The following is a 14,936-nucleotide window of genomic DNA, read 5'->3' on the forward strand; positions in this document are numbered from 1 at the left end:
AAAAGGGGGTAGATGTGATGTATCATTTGAATGAAAACTTGCGGCAAAGCGCACAAAATTTCCCGGACCATCCCGCCTACATATTTTCGGGGGAGACGACCACGTACCGAGAATTGAACCAGCAGGTGGATGAGCTGGCCTCCGGCTTGGCCAAGCTCGGGATCGGAAAAGGAGACGCTGTTGCGCTCATCATGGACAATCGGCCACAGTTTGTAAGCGCTTACTACGCGATTTTGCGGACAGGTGCTGCCGTCGTCCCGATGAATCCGATCTACACGCCGCGGGAGATCAGCTTTATCCTCGCCAACAGCCAGGCTAAAGCCGTGATCGCCCTCGCCGCGCTCGAACCTGTCCTTACCCCCTTGAAGGAACAACTGGAGCATGTGACACATCTCATCTACACGGAGGCGACAGGCGACGAGCTGACGCTGGAGCAGGTCGCACAAGCGGGGGACGGCAGCTTTGTCGAGCCAGAGCGACACGAAGACGATCTCGCTGTGATTTTGTACACGTCCGGCACGACCGGGCAGCCGAAGGGCGCGATGCTCTCTCACCGCAACATGGCTTCCAATGCAGAAGCGATGGGGATTTTGTTCGAGCTGCTCCCCGAAGATCGGGTGGTAGCGGTGCTGCCGATGTTCCACGTCTTTTGCATGACGGTTTGCCTCAACGGTCCGATTCGCTACGGCGCATCCATTATCATCATTCCACGCTTCCATCCGGTAGAAGTGGTCAATACGATCCGCGAGCAAAAAGCGACCTGCTTTGCGGGCGTGCCGACGATGTACAACTACATGCTCCAACTGCCGAATGCGACGAAGGAAGATTTCGCTTCCGTCCGTCTCTGCTGCTCGGGCGGCGCATCCATGCCAGTCGAGCTCTTGCACAAGTTCGAAGCCAAGTACGAAGTAATGATCTTAGAAGGCTACGGGCTGTCCGAGGCGGCTCCGGCCACTGCCTTCAACCCGTTGCGCGGGACGAGAAAGCCTGGCTCGGTCGGAGTGAACATCCCCCATGTCGTGAACAAGGTCGTCGATCCGGAGGGCAACGAGCTGCCGCGCGGCGAAGTCGGCGAGCTGGTGGTGCAAGGCCCGAATGTCATGCTCGGTTATTTGGGACTGCCGGAAGATACGGCCGCTACGCTTCGAAATGGCTGGCTGTACACGGGCGATATGGCGCGGATGGACGAGGAAGGGTATGTGTACATCGTAGACCGCAAAAAAGACATGATTCTCGTCGACGGCTACAACGTCTACCCGCGCGAGGTGGAGGAAGTGCTCTACCAGCACCCGGCGATTATCGAGGCGGCGGTGATCGGCGTGCCGGACGAAGTGCACGGCGAAGCAGTCAAAGCTTTTGTCGCGCTCAAAGAAGTAGCGGTGTCCCAGGAAGACATCGTCGCGTTTTGCCAGGACAAATTGGCGAAGTACAAAGTGCCGCGCCTGGTCGAAATCGTACCGGAGCTGCCGAAAAACAGCACGGGCAAAATTTTGCGCCGCAGCTTGCGCAAGTAATCTGCGCTTGGACGTGTGCGACATAGTTAGCTGATTGTGATTGACAGAAGGAGAAGAGCCAGACCCGCGCGGGATCTGGCTCTTTTTTGCCCAGAGCGGATTCTTATACGGAATAACGGGAGGGCACCTTTCATCAAGGGTATTTCGTTTACGTGATCGTCGTAAGCTGGACTGACTGGCTTTGGGCAAACAGTCGAGGCGCGCGGCGGCAAAATTCAGGCGGAAATGGGCGGCGCAACACCGGCGTCGATCCGTACATGCTGGCATCGGTCATTCAAAAATTTTGTACGGTACTTACCAAAACGCGACCTTTTGCGCCGACCACATGCCCAAAAGACTTGCAGCTCTATGCAGCAGCAGCCCACGAACAGCACGTGCCCGTACTCGTCGGAGACACGGTATCGCAGATGTACGAAGTAGCAAAGGCACAGGACAAAGGAAGCTGGAATTCGTCCGCGGTCTGCACGACGACAGAGAAGCAGGTTGGGTGAGTATTGGGCGGTAGGGTTTTCTACATTTGCAAAAAGTCGATGCTTCCTGTAGAGGAGCATCGGCATTTTTTGTCGCTTGCTTGCAGATAGCTGTATTTTTTTGTGAATGCGGGAAAAAGAGGATTGCTTACTCCACCGCATCATCGGTCGATAACGGATAGCTGCTCTCATAAGAAAAGGGCTTCTGCTTCACTTGGTGACCGTTAGCATGGCAAACACCGCGTTACAGTTTGAATTCTTAGTAAATAGTTTGAACGAAATTGGGGAAGATAGATTGAAGATCGTGTTAATGTATTGGATCGTATTACACAATGTCTAATTACAAGGTTATTCCTGATGCACATTAAAAATGGTCGGAATCGACAAAACATTATAGACGATTCTGAGTGCAAATGTTGATACGAAATGGTATAATGTGTAATAAAATACATAAGGAGGTAATTTGGTGTTTAAGAAACTAATCTCATTATTTTTTTGCATTATCGCTCATCTTAGTACAAGCAACATTTGTCGCACAAGCAAAGAGCAACGAAGTGACAGAAGAAGTTGTAGATCAAGTAGCAAAAGAATATTTGAAGAGATTGAAGACTACTGTAGAGTTTGAAGACAAAACCAATGTGATTCCATTTTATGACCTTGATGATAACGAGTTAGGTTACTATTATCAGTTTGAGAATGGGGAAGAGAGCTTCTTTATGTTACTATCATCCAATACTGACTACTCACCGCTTTTCTCAGCCGGAAGTGGCGAACCTGATATTAAGATCATAGACGATGATGGTAAATATTATTACGCTGGTAATGTGACTCTCTATAAAGCTGAAAGTGATACAAATGTTGTAGATAGAATTAATGATGCATTGAAAAAAGCTCTTTGATGCAGAAAAGCGTAAGCAAAAGTAATCAGTTAGATAAAAGAGAATTGCGCATTAAGAAAAACTCAAAATCAATAGATAAATGGGAGTTGTTTATCTCTGATAGTAAAACCACATCTCGTAAAGATACATCAGCTGTTTCAACCGCAGCAGTAAAAGAGGATTATATCAAAGGTGTTGAAATAATGAATCAATGGGGGAGCGGTGTGGACTATCCAGCTAGTTCTTGTGGGCCGACTACCCTCGCAACAATAGCTGAATACTGGAGATCTGAAGAAAGCAAAAGTAAAATACGCGGACTTGATTATTACTCGGAAGCGGATATGATTAACCACATGTGGGATACACATGGAGGGACAGTTTTAGGGATGACTACTGGTAAACTAAGAGATGCTATAAAAATTCACACTAATGAACATGGAGGTAAGTATTCTGTTAAAACAAATAGTTTCAATAATTTCACTACCTATAAATCGGAAATTAGAGCAGATAGACCTCTAGCAATTAAATTCGATGATTGGTTTGTGTTTGACGATAGTTGGGGGGATGAATATGTTTATGATTACCATTGGACAACAGGAGTAGGATATATTGAAGGTGATGGCGATGAAATAATGTATATCCATGATAGTGTAGGCGGTGTTGCTTATATCGATTATGTAACTCATGAGGATATTGTTACTATGGTATCAATAGATATTAATTAGTTAATAGTACGTCTAGGGTAAGTAAGAGACTTACTCTAGACGTAAGGAGATATCGAATATGCTGAAACGAATTATAAAAATCGTTGGGGTTCTTTTGATCCTAGCAGTTCTTGTTAGTGGATGCTCTGAATTCTTCGGAACGATCAATGGTAGAATAGCAGCAAACAAACATGCTATTGAGTACATAAGCAAGAAATACAATGTTCCTATCGAACAACTTGGAGCAGATATACCTTCTTATAGATATGGACAGCGATTGTATGTTACAGGTATCAATGATAAACAAGAACAAAAAAAGTATACTGTATATGTCAGAATGTGGGGAGAGGGTGAAGTTATGAATATTTATGAGGAATGATAAATGGACCTCTGTCAATAGATTAAATACACTAAACCGAGAGAATTACGTAAGTGAATCAGAGTTTATGTTCGTATTGGTTTGGAGAGATACCCGATTAATGAGTGGAGAAGCATGTGATGTATCGACTTTCCCAAATTTACTTGACACGAAGGTAAGACCAATATTGGACTTTCATCAATCCTCTTTACACGGAGTTAAGACGAAGGATAACTTTGTGTAAAGAGGTTATTTTTCTATGCGTAAAAGTATGACAACGCCTTAAAGATAACTGCCGTGTTGCAAATCATGCATGAAGGAATGAAAGTCTCCCCTGTTGCGAAAGCTTCAGGCCTTCCTCCTACGACGCGTAGCCGATGGGAGTATGAATATCAAACACACGGTGATGAAGCCTTTGCAGGTAACGGGAAACGTATCAATTGAGATAGTTGGCTGTGCGTTCATTTCCGTTCTTTTCCTTTTCCCTCCGCCCATTGACAAGGCATTCCCGACATGCCTAGCATAAAGAATCAAGAAAAAGGAAGGGAAGGCGCCAGATGCAAGAAATCGACACCACCACGCTCAACCGCCTTTGCCAACAAAACAAGCCCTTCGCCTTGTTCATCTACACTCCCATGTGCGGCACCTGCAAGCTGGCGGAGCGGATGCTGCACGTCACCAGGGAAGCGCTCCCGGAGCCGCTTCCGTTGTACCAGCTCAACATCAACACGGCCGCAGCCCTTGCAGAGCGGCTGCAAATCACGAGCGTCCCGGCCCTGTTCCTGTTTCGCGGGGAACAGGTCACAGGCAGGCATTATGCGCTGCGCTCCGTCGGTTATTTGTACGACGTGCTGAAAACACTCGTCTAGACAAACACCTATCTCCTTCGTCCTGAATAAAAGAAAGAGAGACATATTGCGAAGGGGGAGGCGCATGCAAATCCATGTCGTGGAAGAAGGACAGACGCTGTCCGGAATAGCAGCAGCGTATGGGACGACGGCTGAGGAGATCGCGGAGGCAAACGAGCTACCCGATCCGGGCAGGCTCGTCGCGGGACAGGCGATGGTGATTCCGATTGTCGGGAGCTACTACTGGGTCAGGCAGGGAGACACCTTGTACACGATCGGGCAGCGCTACCAGATCAGCGCAGCCGAGCTGGCCCGCGTCAATAACATATCGCAGTACCGCCCGTTGCAAATCGGGCAACGCTTGTACATCCCGCCCCGTCCGCGTCGGGCGGCGGATTTCAACGCGTATGCGGAGCCGCGCAGGACGGTGTCGGCAGCACTGGAAGCGGACGTGCGCACGGCGGCACCGCATTTGACGTACCTGGCGCCGTTCAGCTTTCGGATCAGGCGGGACGGGACGCTGGCCCGGCCGCCATTGAACGATTTTCCTGCCATTGCAAAAGAAAACCAGGTCGTGCTGATGCTCGTCGTCACCAACCTGGAAAGCGACCAGTTCAGCACCGAGCTGGGCGGGCTTATCCTGAACGACCAGGAGCTGCAAAACAAGGTGCTCGACAACATTTTTCAAACGGCGAGAGAGCTTGGGATGGGGGACATCCATTTCGATATGGAGGCGCTCCCGGCTGCGGATCGCGAGGCGTACATCCGCTTTTTGCGCAGGGCTCGCGACCGGGCGCACGCTCAGGGGATGATGATTTCCGTCGCTTTGGCACCGAAGACGAGCGCCGAGCAGCAAGGCAGATGGTACAGCGCCCACGATTACCGGGCGATTGGCGAAATTGCCGACTTTGTCGTCATCATGACGTATGAGTGGGGCTACAGCGGGGGGCCGCCGATGGCCGTGTCACCGATCGGGCCTGTGCGTCGCGTCCTCCAATACGCGCTGACCGAAATGCCGGCCGAAAAAATTTTGATGGGTCAAAACTTGTACGGCTACGACTGGACGCTGCCTTATGAGCAGGGGACGACGGCGAGAGCGTTGAGTCCGCAAGCGGCGATTGCCTTGGCAGCGCGGGAAAACGCCGTGATTCGCTACGATTACCGGGCGCAGGCGCCGTTTTTCCACTATACGGCAGACGACGGCAGGCGGCATGAAGTATGGTTTGAGGACGCCCGCTCGATTCAAGCCAAGTTCGATCTGGTGAAGCAACTGGGCATACGCGGAGTCAGCTACTGGAAGCTCGGTTTGCCGTTTCCGCAAAACTGGCTGTTGATCGAAAGCAACTTCCGCGTCCGCAAACGGGCGTAGCGAGAAGGCGTGCAATCCACTTTCGGCTTGTACGCCTTTTTCGTTTTCCGGCTGGTACTTTTTTCGCCGTGTGCCTGTCAGCCAGTCAGGAGGGCGCACGCTCCTTTTGTCTGCTGGCGCAGTTCCCGGCAATGGACGACGACTCGTTGCAGAACAGATAGCGGTTCGTCGCCAGAGGCGGGTACAAAACAGCCAGGCTGTCCGACAAAACGAGCCCCTCGCTGTTTCGCGCGTGCTTTTTCAGCAACGCCGGGCCGCTGCAAGTGTTGGCCCGGTCACGTTTTCGATTGGCAGCAATCGTGGTATGATGGAAAAAGAATACGTAGAAAAGGAGAGAAAGTATGGGAGAATGCAAGCTGGATCACAGCAAAGAGGATGTGCAAAAGAAGTTGGCCGAGCAAGCGCCGTTTTTGTCCGAAGAGCGGGTAGGACAGTTCCAGCGCATGCTGGAAGGAGAGCTTAGCCAGGAGCGTTTGAACGAGCTGTTTCACCTGTTGAAAAAATACGATCTGGCAAGCCCGGAAGAGCGCCTCGTGCGCGAACAGCAGATGGATCGGCTGTTTGGCTAAAAAAGCCGTCACCGGATCGGCTTGCGGCCCATGAAGCCCTCGCGCAACCCGTGGTAGTGGGTGATGGATTCCTCGCCCTCGCGCCAGCACAGGAGCACTTCTTCGCCGTCGATGATCGCGGGAAAGTCGAACAGGCCGATGTCGATGTCCTTCACCTGGATGCCTTTGCCGATCAGTTGGGTGACGTGCATCTTCGCTTCCAGTTCGAGAAACTCAAGCTGGCATTCCACCGAAAAGAGCGCCTCTTCGTCAACGGGCTGCTGCTTTTTGATTTGCTCGCGCTTTTGATACATTTCGTAGAAAGAGCGCTTCGATTTTTGCAAAAACGAGAGTTCTTCACGTACATAGGGCAACAAGTCGTTCGCTTCCTGAAGCGTAAAGATTTTTTTGTTCACGGATCATCCCTCCACGATCTCTATTTTATTAGTATAATATCACCCTTGGCGGGAGAAAATGGCCGGAATGGAAAAAGCGCAAATGGCTTTCCGCTCCGGCGGCAAGGAGCAAAGATGGAAGACAGAATCTATTATCAAGATGCGTATGCGACAACGTTTTCGGCGCGCGTACTGCGGCAGGGCACGGAAGAGGATGGAACGCCGTACGCTGTGCTGAGCCAGACGGCGTTTTACCCGACGGGAGGCGGACAGCCCGGGGATGTGGGCACGCTCAGAGAATGTCGGGTCATCGACGTGGAAGAAGTAGCGGGCGAGGTGCGTCATCGGCTGGAAGCTCCGCTGCCGGAGGACTGCGCGGAAGTGGTCGGGCAGATCGATTGGGACCGCCGCTTCGATCACATGCAGCAGCATGCCGGACAGCACATTTTGTCCGCCGCGTTTCTGGAAGTCGCGCGGGCGGAGACGGTCGCGTTTCATTTGGGAAAAGAACGCGTGACGATCGACGTGCGCCTGGATGAGCTGACAGCGGATTTGTGGGAAGCAGTCGAGCAGCGGGCCAACCAGGTCGTGCTGGAAAACCATCCGATCATCGCCCGGTTTGTCGACGACGAGGAGCTGGCTACGTTGCCGCTGAAAAAACAGCCGACGGTCACGGAAAATGTCCGCGTCGTCATCATCCCCGAGTACGACTACAATCCGTGCGGCGGCACACATCCTGCGCGCACGGGCGAAGTGGGCATGATTAAAATTCTCGGCTGGGAGCGCCATCGCGGAAACATCCGGCTGGAGTTCATCTGCGGCTTGCGGGCTTTGCGGGATTACACGCGCAAGCAGGCGGCTGTGCGCGAGCTGGCGAAGCGGTTTGCGACCAGCGAGGCGGAGCTGATCGCGCAGGCAGAGCGCGTACTGGCCGAACGGGACAGCTTGAAAGCAAGGCTCGCCGACGCCGAAAAGCAACTGCTGGAAGGCGAAGTCCGAAAGCAGCTTGGCGTGGCAGAGCAAGTGGGAACTGTGCGTGTCATCGCGCAAGTTTTCCCGGACAAAACGATCCAGCAACTGCAGCAGTACGCCCAGCTCGCAGTCGCGGAGGCGCCGGACGTCGTATGCTTGCTGGCCGCAGCGACTGACGAGAAGACCCAGCTTGTGTTTGCGCGGGGGCAGGACGTGAACGTCGCCGTCAACCAGCTTATCAAGGAGACGCTGCCGTTGATTGCCGGAAAAGGCGGCGGCAATCCGGCGATGGCGCAGGGCGGCGGTCAACCAGCGCCTGCTGCGGACGAAGTGTTGGCGCACGCCCGCAAGCTGCTTGCCCAGTCGCTGGCCTGACGGACTAGCTGTGGGCAAGGCCGTTCACGCCTGGCCCCTACCATGATGGATGATGCGAGGAGGAAACGACGATGTTTTGGAACCCCGGCGATAAAGTTCGCGTGACGCAGCGGACAGGAGAATATATCGCGGAAGTGCTGGAAATTCACGATACGAAGCTGTTGGTCAAGGTGCTGGCGGTGACGAAATACCCGCAGCAGGGCGACCTGCATACGTCCTACGAGGTGGATGTGCCGCTGTTCCACCAGCGCCCAGCGCTCTCCTACCAGGAAAAATTCATGACCCCGGCCGCATCCGTCATCCGCTACAACGGCGAAGTGCCGGACTACAAGGAGTCCGTGCGCAAAGCGATGGAGCGGGAAATGGAGAAGCTGAAAAAAATGGCGGCCTGGTCCGAGCGCTGCCTGGTTGAACTGGAAGCGATGTACAAGGAAACCTTTACAAACACGAAATAGAATGGTACTGTAATACTCGAACGTACGACAATTTCATAGGTTTACTACCAAACGGGGGCCGAGCATCGTCGGCTGAGATTGTAACGAGCGTGTTACTGACCGTTGAACCTGACCTGGGTCATGCCAGCGGAGGAAGAGGTATATGAATCGATTTCACGGTGCGGCAGTTGCGGCGTATTTGCCGGAATGCTGCTACCAGATGATGAGATCAACTCAACCATCCCACGGCGGATGGTTTTTTTCTTCCATCTGTCCGATGGGATACATATACGGCTTCCACCGTTTGACTGGGGTGACTTCCGGCAAGCGAGGGAGGCCGTTTTTTCGTCCCTCGACAGGTGCCATCAAGAAGGAGGAATACAATGGTTGTTGTGCTGAACGGAAAAACAGCAGAGCTGTCGGCTGAGATCAACACAGTCCGCGCCTTGCTCGCTTCGTATTCCCTGCAAGAGAAGATTGTCGTCGTGGAGCGCAACGGAAAGATCATCGACCGCTCCCAGTATGAACAAACGCCGATTGCAGACGGAGACCGCATCGAAATCGTTCATTTTGTCGGAGGAGGATGACCAGCATGGATACATGGAAAATTGGCCCTTACGAGTTTCGCTCCCGCCTCTTGCTCGGGACCGGAAAATTCGCAGATTTGGAAACGCAAGGAAAAGCAGTCGAGGTGTCGGAAGCAGAAATTTTGACGTTTGCGATTCGCCGGCTCAATTTGGAAAATCCGCAAGAGCCGAACTTTTTGGAACAGCTCGACCTGAAAAAATTCACCCTGCTGCCGAACACAGCGGGAGCCTATACGGCAGAGGAAGCGGTGCGTATCGCCCGTCTGGCGAAAGCATCCGGCTTGTGCGATATGATTAAGGTGGAGGTCATCGGCGACCCGAAAACGCTGCTGCCTGACCCGATCGGCACGCTGGAAGCGTCGAAAATACTGGTCGAAGAAGGCTTCATCGTGCTGACCTACACCAACGACGATCCGATTCTCGCCAAGCGTTTGCAGGAAGTGGGCGTGCATGCCGTCATGCCGGGCGCGTCCCCGATTGGCTCCGGACAAGGCATCGTGAACGAAAACAACCTCCGCTTCATCATCGAGGACGCGAAAGTACCGATTATTGTGGATGCAGGCATCGGTTCGCCAGCCGATTGCGCGAAAGCGATGGAGCTGGGCGCTGACGGCGTGCTGCTGAATACGGCAGTCGCGCTCGCGGACAATCCGGTGCTGATGGCCGAAGCGATGAAGCTCGGCGTGGAAGCGGGGCGCAAAGGCTTCCTCGCGGGACGGATTGCGAAAAAGCGCTACGCGTCGGCGAGCAGTCCGACCGAAGGGATGATTGAGTAGCGTGAACCGACTGACAGAAGCGGTAGAATCGATTGCCAGGCGCAAAGAAGAGTTGTTTGCCCTCCTGGCAGAGCTCGTTTCCCATCCGACTGTAAGTCCGCCAGCGCGAAACAGCGACGCGGCGCAAACGGTACTCGCCCATCGGCTCGCGGCCATCGGCTTTGAGGTCGACCGCTGGACCGTCTACCCCGGCGACGACAACGTCGTCGGCCGACTGCCGGGCAGCGCTTCTGCCCAGGCGAACAGCTTGATTATCAACGGGCACATCGACGTTGCGGAAGTGGGCGACGATGCGAGTTGGACGTATCCGCCGTTTTCCTTGACGCGTGGCACAGACGGACGGCTGTACGGACGCGGTGTAGCAGACATGAAAGGTGGACTGGCTGCGAGCCTGTTCGCCATCCAGATGCTGCGCGAGCACGGCGTCGAGCTGGCAGGCGATTTGCTGTTCCAATCGGTAATCGGCGAGGAAGCGGGCGAAGCCGGGACGCTGGTCGCGCTCGAACGCGGCTACCAGGCGGACTACGCCATCGTCGTCGACACGAGCAACCTGCACATGCAAGGGCAGGGCGGCGTGATTACCGGCTGGATCACGATTGAGAGTCCGACGACCTTGCACGACGGGATGCGGGCGAGAACGATCCATGCCGGAGGCGGCGTGCGCGGCGCGTCTGCGATTGAAAAAATGGCGAAAATCATTACGGCGCTGCAGGAGCTGGAACGCGACTGGGCTGTGATGAAGGCGTACCCCGGCTTTGCGGCTGGCAGCAATACGATCAACCCTGCCGTGATCGAGGGAGGACGCCATGCTGCGTTTATTGCGGATCGCTGCGCGCTCTGGATTACGGTTCACTTTTATCCGAACGAATCATACGAACAGATCATTCGCGAGATCGAGGACCATGTCGGACGCGCAGCGGCGGCCGATTTGTGGCTGCGCGACCATCCTCCTGTGTTTCGCTGGGGCGGTCGCTCCATGATCGAGGAGCGCGGAGAAATTTTCCCGTCCCTGGAGCTGGACACGGAGCATCCGGCTTTGGCGCAGTTGCAAGCCGCCTATGAGAGCGAGCTGGGCGAGGCCCCTGTGGTGGACATGTCTCCTACCGTCACAGATGCGGGCTGGTTCGCGCACGCAGGCATTCCCGCCGTACTGTTCGGCCCGGGCGAGCTGAAGCACGCCCATGCCGTCGATGAGTCGATTGATCCTGACCAGCTTGTCCGGTTTGCCCAGATTATGGCCCGTTTTATCGCGAACTGGTGCAACACGCCAAAGGAAGCGAAGGAGTGAAAAAAAGCATGGCAACCTTTACAGACCGTTTGTTACGCAGCGTCGCCCCGATCTGGGAGCGCGTTCACCAGCATCCATTTGTAACCGGCCTTGGTGACGGCACGTTGCCTGTAGAGTCGTTCAAATTTTACATGAAGCAAGACTACATCTACCTGATCGATTACGCCAAAATGTTCGCGCTCGCCAGCGTGAAGGCCTACGATCTGGAGACGAGCGCCCGGTTCGCCGCCCTGCAGGAATCGACGCTCAACATGGAGATGGAGCTGCACCGCCAGTATGCGGCGCGCTTCGGCATTTCCCGCGAGGAGCTGGAAGCGACCGAGCCGTCCTTTGTCATGCTGGGCTACACCAGCTACATGCTGCGAGTCGCGCACCAAGGCTCGCTGGCAGAGCTGGTCAGCGCGCTTTTACCGTGCACGTGGAGCTACTGGGAGATCGGCAAGCGGCTGGCGCAGGTAGAAGGGGCGCTGGACCACGAGCTGTACGGCGAGTGGGTGCGGATGTACAGCTCGGACGAGTTCGGACAGCTTGCGATCTGGCTGATCGACATCATGAACGAGCTGGCAGACGGGAAAAACGAGCAGGAGCTGGCGAGACTGGAAGAGTATTTCGTCAACACCTCCAAAATGGAGTACATGTTCTGGGATATGGCCTATAGAGAGGAAATGTGGCCGTGCGCGATCAACTAGCTTTCTCCAACGTCCGCTTTTCCTACACAGGCACGCCGATTCTCGAAGACTTTGATCTGCGAGTGAAAAAAGGCGAGTTCGTCAGCATGATCGGGCCAAGCGGGATCGGAAAAAGCACGTTGTTTCAGCTTATCGCGGGACTTTTGCAGCCCGAACAGGGAGAAATCCGGCTGGGCGAGGAACGGATGGAACAGCGGCTGGGGCAGGTAGGCTACATGCCCCAGCGCGATCTGCTCATGCCGTGGCGCACGATTGTGGAAAATGCCGCCTTGCCGCTGGAGATCAAAGGCGTGCCGAAAAAGGAAGCGCATGTGCGCGTCCGGCAAGAGCTGCCCCGGTACGGACTGCACGAGTGGGCAGACGCCTATCCTGCCCAGCTTTCCGGCGGCATGCGGCAGCGCGTCTCTTTTTTGCGGGCGCTCTTGTCCGGGACAGACCTGATGCTGCTCGACGAGCCGTTCAGCGCGCTCGATGGCATTACGCGGCTCGACATGCAGGAATGGCTGATGGAAAAATGGCAAGAGACAGGCAGTACGATGCTGATGATTACGCACGACATCGACGAGGCGATCTTGCTTGCTGACCGCGTGATCGTCCTGCTGGGCAAGCCGATTCGCCAGCCTGTGGAGCTGCACGTGTCGATTCCGCGGCCGCGAGCAGTGGGCAGCCGGAATCAGCCCGGCTTTCTGGCCTTGCGCGAACAAATCTGGGCCTTGCTGCGCACAGAGCAGTCCAGGTTGCAATCGCTGGGGAGGGAAGCGTGATGGGCAGAGGGATCTGGTTCGGCATTTCCATCGCGCTGTTTTTCGTCGCCTGGGAGGCTGTTTGCCGCCTGCTGGCTGTGCCGCCGTTCATCTTGCCGCCGCCGAGCGCAGTCGTGCTGGCGCTGTGGGAGCTGCGCGGCTCGCTTCTCGGGCTGCATTTGTGGGCGACCTTGAAGGAAGTGCTGCTCGGCCTGTCTGTCTCGATCGTGTTTGGCGTTTTGCTCGCTTTTGCGATGAATATGAGCCGAGTCGTCGAGCGACTGGTCTATCCGTATATCGTCATATCCCAAACGATTCCAATTATAGCATTATCCCCTGTTTTTATTTTGTGGTTCGGATACGATTTGTCCGGAAAAATCGCGGTGACGATCCTGTTTACCTTTTTCCCGATTGTCGTCAATACGTATGACGGACTGCGCTCTACCGACAAAGAAATGCTGCAGCTATTGAAAACGATGGGCGCTACCCGCTGGCAAATGTTCGCGAAGCTGCAACTGCCGTCGAGCTTGCCGCATTTTTTCAGCGGCTTGAAGGTGGCTGCGACATACAGTGTCGCGGGTGCAACGATCGGGGAATGGCTCGGCGCGAGCGAGGGACTTGGCTACTTCGGCAGACGGGCATCGGGCAATTTTCAGGCGCCTGCGCTGTTTGCCTCGGTCCTGCTGCTCTCCGTCCTCGGCATGCTGCTTTTCTGGCTCGTCGGGCGGATCGAGCGCCATCTGTCCCCGCACACAAAAGCGAAACACCCAACATCCAAGTAAGAAAAGTAGGGAGATCAAACTATGAAACCGATGAGTAATAAATGGACAAAAGTCATCCTGGCCCTGACGCTGGCTACCGGACTTGCTGCGTGCGGCAATCAGTCTGGCGCTGGCACGACCGCGCCGCAGACACCAGCTCCGGCTGAAAAAGCGGCGGAGCCTGCCGAGCTGACGATCGCGCTCGACTGGTATCCGAATGCGGTGCACTCTTTCCTGTACGCCGCAGAGGAGCAAGGCTTTTTCAAGGAAGAAAACCTCAAGGTCAACCTGCAAATGCCATCGGACAGCAACGATCCGCTGAAAATGGCGGCGGCAGGCAAAGTCGACCTGGCTATCAGCTACCAGCCGCAGCTCGTCCAGGCGCGCGCCGAAGGGATTCCGGTCGTGGCTGTCGCGGCACTCGTGCGCCATCCGCTCAACGTCATCATGACGCGCAAAGACGGCGACATCGACAGCCCGCAAAAGCTGGCAGGCAAAAATATCGGCTACCCGTCCATTCCGCTCGACGAATCGATCGTTCGCCAGGTGGTGAAGCATGCGGGCGCAGACGACTCCGGCCTGTCCTTTACCGACATCGGCTTTGACATCGTTCCGGCCTTGACTGCGAAAAAAGTAGACGCGGTAGTAGGCGGCTATATCAACCACGAACAGCTCATTCTGGAGAAAAACGGCATCCCGGTTCACGTCATCAAGCCGTCTGATTCTGGCGTGCCGGATTACTACGAGCTTGTGCTCGCGACCAGCGACGAGACGCTTGGCAAAAAGCAGCAGGCGGTCGAAGGCTTCCTGCGCGCGATTGCCAAAGGCCAAGACTACGTGAAAAACAACAAGGAAAAGGCGCTCGACTTGCTGCTCGCCAAGCAAGCCGCTGAGTTCCCGCTGGAAAAAGACATCGAAACAAAAAGTCTGGACATCCTGATTCCGTTGATGGATGCGGGCGACAAGCCGTTTGGCTCCATGACAGCCGAGTCGTGGCAAACGTTGATCGACTGGATGAAACAAGAGAAGCTGATTACGACCGATGTGAAAGTGGAAGACATCATGCGCGATCTGGTGAAATAAGCACAAGCGCAGAAGCAAATAGCAACCCCCGTTAGCCAAACAGCCCGGAACGATTTCTCGTTTCCGCAGGGCGAGGCTGTCGGGGGGTTTTGCATAAGGGGCAATAGGTGAGTTGACTGGAAGGTTTTTACATGGTATCTTTGA

20 protein-coding genes and 1 riboswitch are annotated in these 14,936 nt (G+C 54.6%); of the genes, 18 read left to right on the top strand and 2 right to left on the bottom strand.

The features are described 5' to 3' along the window. Window positions 1–17: 17 nt before the first annotated feature. The 8 genes from BA6348_RS14640 to BA6348_RS14665 all read left to right on the top strand — a co-directional run bounded on the left by BA6348_RS14640 (window position 18) and on the right by BA6348_RS14665 (window position 6,141). Window positions 18–1,514: a long-chain-fatty-acid--CoA ligase gene (locus BA6348_RS14640; RefSeq protein WP_122952742.1), complete on the top strand. Its 1,497-nt coding sequence runs from the start codon at window positions 18–20 to the stop codon at window positions 1,512–1,514. A gap of 152 nt (window positions 1,515–1,666) precedes the next feature. Next, on the top strand, window positions 1,667–2,005 hold the full coding sequence (locus BA6348_RS27365; RefSeq protein WP_005834889.1) for a hypothetical protein: 339 nt from the start codon (window positions 1,667–1,669) through the stop codon (window positions 2,003–2,005). Between the two features lie 533 nt (window positions 2,006–2,538). Then, a complete protein-coding gene (locus BA6348_RS27370; protein WP_238503773.1) occupies window positions 2,539–2,883 on the top strand; it encodes a hypothetical protein in 345 nt (114 codons plus the stop codon). Next, the gene (locus BA6348_RS14650; RefSeq protein ID WP_238503774.1) at window positions 2,883–3,587 is read left to right on the top strand and encodes a C39 family peptidase; all 705 of its coding nucleotides are present in this window, start codon (window positions 2,883–2,885) and stop codon (window positions 3,585–3,587) included. The genes BA6348_RS27370 and BA6348_RS14650 overlap by 1 nt, the downstream gene beginning before the upstream one ends. Before the next feature lie 58 nt (window positions 3,588–3,645). Continuing rightward, on the top strand, window positions 3,646–3,945 hold the full coding sequence (locus BA6348_RS14655; RefSeq protein WP_005828764.1) for a hypothetical protein: 300 nt from the start codon (window positions 3,646–3,648) through the stop codon (window positions 3,943–3,945). 300 nt (window positions 3,946–4,245) lie between these two features. Then, complete coding sequence (locus tag BA6348_RS28030) at window positions 4,246–4,368, top strand: hypothetical protein (RefSeq protein WP_353505639.1); 123 nt, start codon at window positions 4,246–4,248, stop codon at window positions 4,366–4,368. A gap of 113 nt (window positions 4,369–4,481) precedes the next feature. After that, window positions 4,482–4,793 carry a thioredoxin family protein gene (locus BA6348_RS14660; RefSeq protein WP_122952743.1) on the top strand — a complete coding sequence of 104 codons (312 nt, stop codon included), beginning with the start codon at window positions 4,482–4,484 and terminating at the stop codon, window positions 4,791–4,793. 64 nt (window positions 4,794–4,857) lie between these two features. Next, window positions 4,858–6,141 (top strand): glycoside hydrolase family 18 protein, encoded by a 1,284-nt coding sequence (locus BA6348_RS14665; RefSeq protein WP_005828761.1) that lies wholly within the window; start codon window positions 4,858–4,860, stop codon window positions 6,139–6,141. An 85-nt stretch (window positions 6,142–6,226) separates the two neighbouring features. On the opposite strand, the gene BA6348_RS26755 is transcribed toward BA6348_RS14665, so the two are convergent. Beyond that, a complete protein-coding gene (locus tag BA6348_RS26755) occupies window positions 6,227–6,388 on the bottom strand; it encodes a hypothetical protein (protein ID WP_157797544.1) in 162 nt (53 codons plus the stop codon). Between the two features lie 94 nt (window positions 6,389–6,482). Between BA6348_RS26755 and BA6348_RS14670 the strand changes: the two genes are divergently transcribed. Then, on the top strand, window positions 6,483–6,710 hold the full coding sequence (locus tag BA6348_RS14670) for a hypothetical protein (RefSeq protein WP_007782024.1): 228 nt from the start codon (window positions 6,483–6,485) through the stop codon (window positions 6,708–6,710). Between the two features lie 8 nt (window positions 6,711–6,718). On the opposite strand, the gene BA6348_RS14675 is transcribed toward BA6348_RS14670, so the two are convergent. After that, complete coding sequence (locus BA6348_RS14675) at window positions 6,719–7,105, bottom strand: DUF2203 domain-containing protein (protein WP_005828758.1); 387 nt, start codon at window positions 7,103–7,105, stop codon at window positions 6,719–6,721. 114 nt (window positions 7,106–7,219) lie between these two features. Between BA6348_RS14675 and BA6348_RS14680 the strand changes: the two genes are divergently transcribed. The 9 genes from BA6348_RS14680 (at window position 7,220) to BA6348_RS14720 (ending at window position 14,792) form a co-directional block, all read left to right on the top strand. Next, window positions 7,220–8,431: an alanyl-tRNA editing protein gene (locus tag BA6348_RS14680; protein WP_007782029.1), complete on the top strand. Its 1,212-nt coding sequence runs from the start codon at window positions 7,220–7,222 to the stop codon at window positions 8,429–8,431. A gap of 71 nt (window positions 8,432–8,502) precedes the next feature. Next, window positions 8,503–8,886, top strand: coding sequence for a kinase-associated lipoprotein KapB (kapB, locus tag BA6348_RS14685; protein ID WP_005828754.1), 384 nt, complete (start codon window positions 8,503–8,505; stop codon window positions 8,884–8,886). Between the two features lie 41 nt (window positions 8,887–8,927). Beyond that, a riboswitch (TPP riboswitch) is annotated at window positions 8,928–9,038 on the top strand. Window positions 9,039–9,248: 210 nt separating this feature from the next. After that, window positions 9,249–9,452, top strand: a complete 204-nt coding sequence (thiS, locus tag BA6348_RS14690; protein WP_025847789.1) for a sulfur carrier protein ThiS — start codon at window positions 9,249–9,251, stop codon at window positions 9,450–9,452. Window positions 9,453–9,457: 5 nt separating this feature from the next. After that, a complete protein-coding gene (locus BA6348_RS14695) occupies window positions 9,458–10,228 on the top strand; it encodes a thiazole synthase (RefSeq protein WP_005828751.1) in 771 nt (256 codons plus the stop codon). Continuing rightward, on the top strand, window positions 10,221–11,516 hold the full coding sequence (locus BA6348_RS14700; protein ID WP_122952744.1) for an acetylornithine deacetylase: 1,296 nt from the start codon (window positions 10,221–10,223) through the stop codon (window positions 11,514–11,516). The genes BA6348_RS14695 and BA6348_RS14700 overlap by 8 nt, the downstream gene beginning before the upstream one ends. Window positions 11,517–11,524: 8 nt before the next feature. Continuing rightward, window positions 11,525–12,205 carry a thiaminase II gene (gene tenA, locus BA6348_RS14705; RefSeq protein ID WP_007782039.1) on the top strand — a complete coding sequence of 227 codons (681 nt, stop codon included), beginning with the start codon at window positions 11,525–11,527 and terminating at the stop codon, window positions 12,203–12,205. Further along, window positions 12,190–12,969 carry an ABC transporter ATP-binding protein gene (locus BA6348_RS14710; RefSeq protein ID WP_122952745.1) on the top strand — a complete coding sequence of 260 codons (780 nt, stop codon included), beginning with the start codon at window positions 12,190–12,192 and terminating at the stop codon, window positions 12,967–12,969. Before tenA ends, BA6348_RS14710 begins: the two co-directional genes overlap by 16 nt. After that, on the top strand, window positions 12,969–13,730 hold the full coding sequence (locus tag BA6348_RS14715) for an ABC transporter permease (protein ID WP_005828744.1): 762 nt from the start codon (window positions 12,969–12,971) through the stop codon (window positions 13,728–13,730). The genes BA6348_RS14710 and BA6348_RS14715 overlap by 1 nt, the downstream gene beginning before the upstream one ends. 21 nt (window positions 13,731–13,751) lie before the next feature. Continuing rightward, window positions 13,752–14,792, top strand: coding sequence for an ABC transporter substrate-binding protein (locus BA6348_RS14720; RefSeq protein ID WP_122952746.1), 1,041 nt, complete (start codon window positions 13,752–13,754; stop codon window positions 14,790–14,792). Window positions 14,793–14,936 lie beyond the last annotated feature (144 nt).

The organism is Brevibacillus agri (assembly GCF_004117055.1).
Classification (GTDB): domain Bacteria; phylum Bacillota; class Bacilli; order Brevibacillales; family Brevibacillaceae; genus Brevibacillus; species Brevibacillus agri.

Bases quoted from the DNA above. Each gene is read 5' to 3' on its own strand.
- BA6348_RS14715 (WP_005828744.1), top strand. From the start codon at position 12,969: ATGGGCAGAGGGATCTGGTTCGGCATTTCCATCGCGCTGTTTTTCGTC.
- BA6348_RS14695 (WP_005828751.1), top strand. From the start codon at position 9,458: ATGGATACATGGAAAATTGGCCCTTACGAGTTTCGCTCCCGCCTCTTG.
- BA6348_RS28030 (WP_353505639.1), top strand. From the start codon at position 4,246: ATGAAAGTCTCCCCTGTTGCGAAAGCTTCAGGCCTTCCTCCTACGACG.
- tenA (WP_007782039.1), top strand. From the start codon at position 11,525: ATGGCAACCTTTACAGACCGTTTGTTACGCAGCGTCGCCCCGATCTGG.
- kapB (WP_005828754.1), top strand. From the start codon at position 8,503: ATGTTTTGGAACCCCGGCGATAAAGTTCGCGTGACGCAGCGGACAGGA.
- BA6348_RS14660 (WP_122952743.1), top strand. From the start codon at position 4,482: ATGCAAGAAATCGACACCACCACGCTCAACCGCCTTTGCCAACAAAAC.
- BA6348_RS14680 (WP_007782029.1), top strand. From the start codon at position 7,220: ATGGAAGACAGAATCTATTATCAAGATGCGTATGCGACAACGTTTTCG.
- BA6348_RS14665 (WP_005828761.1), top strand. From the start codon at position 4,858: ATGCAAATCCATGTCGTGGAAGAAGGACAGACGCTGTCCGGAATAGCA.
- BA6348_RS14720 (WP_122952746.1), top strand. From the start codon at position 13,752: ATGAAACCGATGAGTAATAAATGGACAAAAGTCATCCTGGCCCTGACG.
- BA6348_RS14655 (WP_005828764.1), top strand. From the start codon at position 3,646: ATGCTGAAACGAATTATAAAAATCGTTGGGGTTCTTTTGATCCTAGCA.
- BA6348_RS14670 (WP_007782024.1), top strand. From the start codon at position 6,483: ATGGGAGAATGCAAGCTGGATCACAGCAAAGAGGATGTGCAAAAGAAG.
- thiS (WP_025847789.1), top strand. From the start codon at position 9,249: ATGGTTGTTGTGCTGAACGGAAAAACAGCAGAGCTGTCGGCTGAGATC.
- BA6348_RS14640 (WP_122952742.1), top strand. From the start codon at position 18: ATGTATCATTTGAATGAAAACTTGCGGCAAAGCGCACAAAATTTCCCG.
- BA6348_RS14650 (WP_238503774.1), top strand. From the start codon at position 2,883: ATGCAGAAAAGCGTAAGCAAAAGTAATCAGTTAGATAAAAGAGAATTG.